A 4950-nucleotide genomic window follows, 5' to 3' on the forward strand; every position below is an offset into this window, starting at 1 on the left:
ATGTTGCCCAGCAAGCCAGTCAGCAATGCGCGGTGCACCTGCTCAAACGTTGCTTCGGTCGTATTGACACGCCAGCCCTGCTCGCGCACCAGTTGCAGCAATTGCGTGTGCACATCGTGCCATTCGCGCAAACGCAAGGGCGAGAGAAATTCACCGCGCAGCTGGGTAACCAGTTTGCGCTGCGAACCCTTGTGGCGCACCGCGTCCTCATACCAATTCCACAATTTCAGGTAAGACATGAATTCGGACTTGTCGTCGCGAAACCGTACATGCGCCTGCTCGCTGGCCTCGCGTGCATTGAAGGGGCGCTCGCGCGGGTCCTGGATAGACAGCGCTGCTGCGATGATCAATAACTCATGCAGGCAATGCTGATCGTTGGCGGCCAGAATCATGCGCGCGATGCGCGGATCCAGCGGCAATAATGACAGCGTCTTGCCGATCGCAGTCAAGGCATTGTGTTCATCCAGGGCGCCCAGTTCCTGCAACTGATTATAACCATCGGCCACCGCCTTGCCCGCCGGCCGGTCGACAAACGGAAACGACTCGATATCACTCATGCGTAGCGCTTTCATACGCAGGATGACAGCGGCCAGTGATGATCGCAGAATTTCCGGATCGGTAAATTTCGCGCGTTGGGCAAAACCCTCTTCGTCATACAGACGGATACAGATGCCCGGGCCGATGCGGCCGCAACGCCCGGCACGCTGGTTGGCCGAGGCCTGACTGATGGGTTCGATCTGCAGTTGCTCGACCTTGTTGCGCCACGAATAGCGTTTGACGCGAGCCAGCCCGCTATCGACGACAAAGCGAATGCCCGGTACCGTGAGCGAGGTTTCAGCCACGTTGGTGGCCAGGATCACCCGGCGCTGATTGGTATCGGGACGGAAAATGCGTTCCTGCTCCTGCTGCGACATGCGGGCAAACAGCGGCAGGATCTGGGTGCTGGGCGGATGGTGCTTGCGCAGCGCCTCGGCTGCCTCGCGTATCTCGCGCTCACCCGGCAAAAATATCAATATGTCACCGGCACCATGTGTGGCACACTCGTCAACCGCAGCCACAATGCCGTCAACCAGCTCTTTCTCGCCATCACGATCCAGGCGCCGCGCTTCGTTTGCTGCCGACCGTGTCGGCTTGGTCTCGTCTTCGTCATCCAGAAAACGTACCGGCCGGTAGCGCACTTCGACGGGGAACAGCCGACCCGACACTTCGATGACCGGCGCCGGTTTGCCATTGGCATCGGCAAAATGCCGGGCAAAGCGGTCTGCATCAATGGTTGCAGATGTGATAATCAGCTTGAGGTCGCGCCTGCGCGGCAACAGCACACACAAAAAGCCTAGCAGAAAGTCAATATTCAGGCTGCGCTCATGCGCTTCGTCAATAATGATCGTATCGTACTTGCGCAGCAACGGATCTTTTTGCGATTCAGACAGTAAAATGCCATCTGTCATCAGCTTGATCGCTGCATCCGGACCCGTCCGGTCGTTAAACCGGATCTGGTAGCCAACCAGCTCGCCCAGTGGCGTATTGAGCTCTTCGGCAATCCGGCGGGCAACCGAGGTCGCCGCCAGCCGTCTTGGCTGGGTATGGCCGATCAGGCGCGTACGGCCCCGCCCGGCCTCAAGGCAGATCTTGGGCAATTGCGTGGTTTTGCCCGAGCCGGTCTCTCCGCTGACAATGATGACCTGGTTTTCCTGCAGCGCCTGGGCGATTTCATGTCGTCGCTCACTGACAGGCAGCGATTCCGGATAGGTGATGGGCGGGAACTCGCGTGGCGCACGCACAGGACGCGAAGGAGCGCTTTCGCGCGCATTCTGTGGTTTCTTTGCCGTATCAGCGGCCCTATCTTCCTTTTTTTTCATACAATTTCAATCAGTTCATTCAGCCAACATTATAATTTTGGCAGGCCGCATATACATCAGATAGCGGTATTTCACATCAATTCAAGGAACCCATACCACCGTGACCATTGCCCCCGACCCTGAAACCTATTCTGCCCAGGATGCACCTGAATTTGTTCCCGCACAATTTGTGCGATGGTTTCGCGATGTCGCCCCCTATGTGCATACCCTGCGCAATAAGACATTTGTGGTTGGATTTGGTGGCGATCTGATCCAGGCCGGCGCACTCAATGCATTGATTCAGGATCTTTCCCTGCTTACCTCGCTAGGGGTGCACATTGTACTGGTTCACGGCTGCCTGCCCCAGGTAAACGAACAGTTGCGCCTCAAAGGGTTTTCCTTCCAGTTTGGTCGTGAACCGGAACCCACCTCTGCCGAGGCCCTGGAGTGCGCCAAGGAAGCGGCCGGTGAAATCCGGCTAGATATCGAGGCGGCATTCAGCCAGGGGCTGCCCAACACGCCCATGTCCAACGCCCAGATTCATATCATTTCAGGCAACTTTGTCACGGCCCAGCCCATCGGCGTGATCGACGGCGTCGATTTTCGTCATACCGGCAAGGTGCGCAAGTTCGATCTGGATGCCATGAAAAAAGTATTGTCCCATGGTGGAGTGGTGCTGCTCTCGCCAATTGGCTTTTCACCGACAGGCGAAGCATTCAATCTGGCGATGGAAGACATTGCCACCAGTACGGCGGTTGCCCTGCGTGCCGAAAAACTGATTTTCCTGACCCAAAACCGCATGCTGCGCGACAGCCTTGGCCAGATTATCACGGAAATTGCACGCGAAGATGCCGAAGCCATGATTCGCGACGGCACGCTTGACGTGGATACACGCAGTTATTTGTCCCACGCCGCCAAGGCGGTCAAGCGGGGCGTGGCCCGCGCTCACCTGATTCCATTCGATCTGGATGGCAGCATTTTGCTGGAATATTTCACCCATGATGGCGTTGGCACCATGGTGGTCGAAGACACGCTGGATGACTTGCGCACCGCCACCATTGACGACATCGGCGCGATCGTGCAACTGATCGAGCCGCTGGAGGCTGATGGCACACTGGTGCCGCGTGGCCGCCATGTGATTGAACGCGATGTAGAGCGCTTCACTGTCCTGGAGCACGACGGCGTCATTTATGGCTGTGTCTCGCTCAACCCGTTTCCCCAGGACCAGATGGCGGAATTGGCCTGCCTGATCGTCAACCCCGAATGGCAGGGCTCCGGTGAAGGAGAAATCCTATTGCGTCACACCGAAGCGCGGGCACGCGCCATGGGCATGAAAAAGCTATTCGTACTGACCACACGCACCTCGCACTGGTTTATCAAACGCGGCTTCGTTCAGGGTACGATCAACGATTTGCCCCAGGAAAAGCAAATGAACTACAATCGTAGTCGCAACAGTCATATCTTTATCAAAAAACTTTAAGCGAGAATTGCCATGGCCCGAATGATTCAATGTATCAAACTGAAAAAAGAGGCCGAAGGTCTGGACTACCCACCCTATCCGGGAGAATTGGGCACCAAGATCTGGAACTCAATTTCGAAAGAAGCCTGGCAGCAGTGGACTGACATTCAAACGCGTATTGTCAATGAGAACCGCCTGAACCTGGCTGATGCCCGGGCCCGTAAATATCTGCAGCAGCAAATGGAAAGTTTTCTGTTTGACGATGTGGACGTCGAAGCCCAGGGCTACGTGCCGCCTTCAGCCTGAAACATTTCCGACAGCATCACACCTGTGATGCTGCGCTGTCATGCTGCACACTGTCTATTGCACACGCAATAACGACATCTTGACCGGGCCTGGCCCGGTTTTTTGTGGCCGGCACGGCACGGTAAGAGCCCCCTCTTTTAACGCTCACCTGCGCATTGCATGCGCCCCTTCCCTTGGCCATGAGCTTGCCTGCTTTGCTGCCTGCTGATACGAGAGGCAGGCTTGTCTGCTCCAGTGTCTGCCGATATGCAGGCGGTTATTATGGCAAAAAAAACTCCGCACTTTCATGCGGAGTCATTTATTATTGCTGCTTATTCATATTGGATATTGCTTACCGAGTATTGCTTACTGGATATCGTTCAGTGCAGTTCACTTCTCAATACCCCGGGGAACTGACGCGTGGAAAATGTCAGTTGTCTTCGCCCGATACTGGGGCTGAGGCTGAAGGCTCAGGCAGTTCTTCGTCGCCACGCGCCATGGATTCGACTTTCTTGACGCTGGTGTGGCGGGCGTCTTCGCCCTGCACCAGATAAATGACCCGCTCTGCCATATTCTTGGCATGATCGCCGATCCGCTCCAGGGCGCGGGCAATGAAGATCAAGTCTATACATGCCGAGGTGGTGCGTGGATCTTCAATCATATAGCTGCTCACCTCACGCAATATGCTTTTCCATTGCTTGTCGATCTTTTTGTCGCTGCGCACGACTTCAGCGGCCAAAATGGCATCCCGGCGCGCAAAGGCATCCAGGCTGCGATTGAGCATTTTCTGGACGCCGACGGCAAAGTGAGTCATATCCACGATCGGCTCGTAGCGACTGGGGCTTTCGTACAGGCGACGCGCCATTTTGGCGATTTTTTCGGCTTCGTCTCCTGAGCGCTCCATGTCAGTGAGCATTTTGGACACCGATATCACCAGGCGCAAATCCACTGCCGTGGGTTGCTGCAATGCGAGTACCTGGGCTATCGAATGGTCAATATCCATTTCCAGGCGATTGACTTCCTTTTCCCGCTCGAACACCCGTTCAGCCACGGTCAGATTGCCGTCGGCCAGAATCAGCATGCTGTCTTCGATCATTGCCTCTACAAGGCCACCCATGCGTAAAAAACGGGAGCGGATATCTTCGAGTTCCGCATCAAAGCGGGTATTGGTATGTTGTGCCATGGCGATGCCTGCAATAAGAAAGATAAGAGAAGTTTAAGACCGTTCAATGACAGGAATATGACATCAGCGTTCGCGAATGTCTACCCCCTGCTGCTTGGCAACCATTACCACGGTTGCCGGCTCAAGCGCAAAGAGACCGCAAGTGACTACGCCGGCAATCGCGTTCATGGCTGTTTCCATCTCAC

Annotated in this window: 4 protein-coding genes; 2 read left to right on the plus strand and 2 right to left on the minus strand. The window is 55.6% G+C overall.

The genetic code is table 11. The annotated features are described in order from the left end of the window. Positions 1-1859: ATP-dependent RNA helicase HrpA (gene hrpA / locus ACTIKR_RS19250; RefSeq protein WP_442328728.1), on the minus strand; the 1859-nt coding region annotated here is incomplete at its 3' end. Positions 1860-1938: 79 nt separating this feature from the next. On the opposite strand from hrpA, the gene argA reads away from it, so the two are divergent. Further along, complete coding sequence (gene argA, locus ACTIKR_RS19255; protein WP_442328729.1) at positions 1939-3318, plus strand: amino-acid N-acetyltransferase; 1380 nt, start codon at positions 1939-1941, stop codon at positions 3316-3318. Between the two features lie 12 nt (positions 3319-3330). Continuing rightward, positions 3331-3603 carry an oxidative damage protection protein gene (locus ACTIKR_RS19260; protein ID WP_128394599.1) on the plus strand — a complete coding sequence of 91 codons (273 nt, stop codon included), beginning with the start codon at positions 3331-3333 and terminating at the stop codon, positions 3601-3603. A gap of 409 nt (positions 3604-4012) precedes the next feature. Here ACTIKR_RS19260 and phoU read toward each other — a convergent pair whose 3' ends face one another. Continuing rightward, positions 4013-4765, minus strand: coding sequence for a phosphate signaling complex protein PhoU (gene phoU / locus ACTIKR_RS19265; protein WP_193088502.1), 753 nt, complete (start codon positions 4763-4765; stop codon positions 4013-4015). Positions 4766-4950 lie beyond the last annotated feature (185 nt).

Origin of the sequence: Advenella sp. (assembly GCF_052108595.1) — a bacterium.
GTDB lineage: Bacteria > Pseudomonadota > Gammaproteobacteria > Burkholderiales > Burkholderiaceae_B > Advenella.

Coding starts and splice junctions, on each gene's coding strand:
- ACTIKR_RS19260 (WP_128394599.1), top strand. CDS start 3,331: ATGGCCCGAATGATTCAATGTATCAAACTGAAAAAAGAGGCCGAAGGT.
- phoU (WP_193088502.1), bottom strand. CDS start 4,765: ATGGCACAACATACCAATACCCGCTTTGATGCGGAACTCGAAGATATC.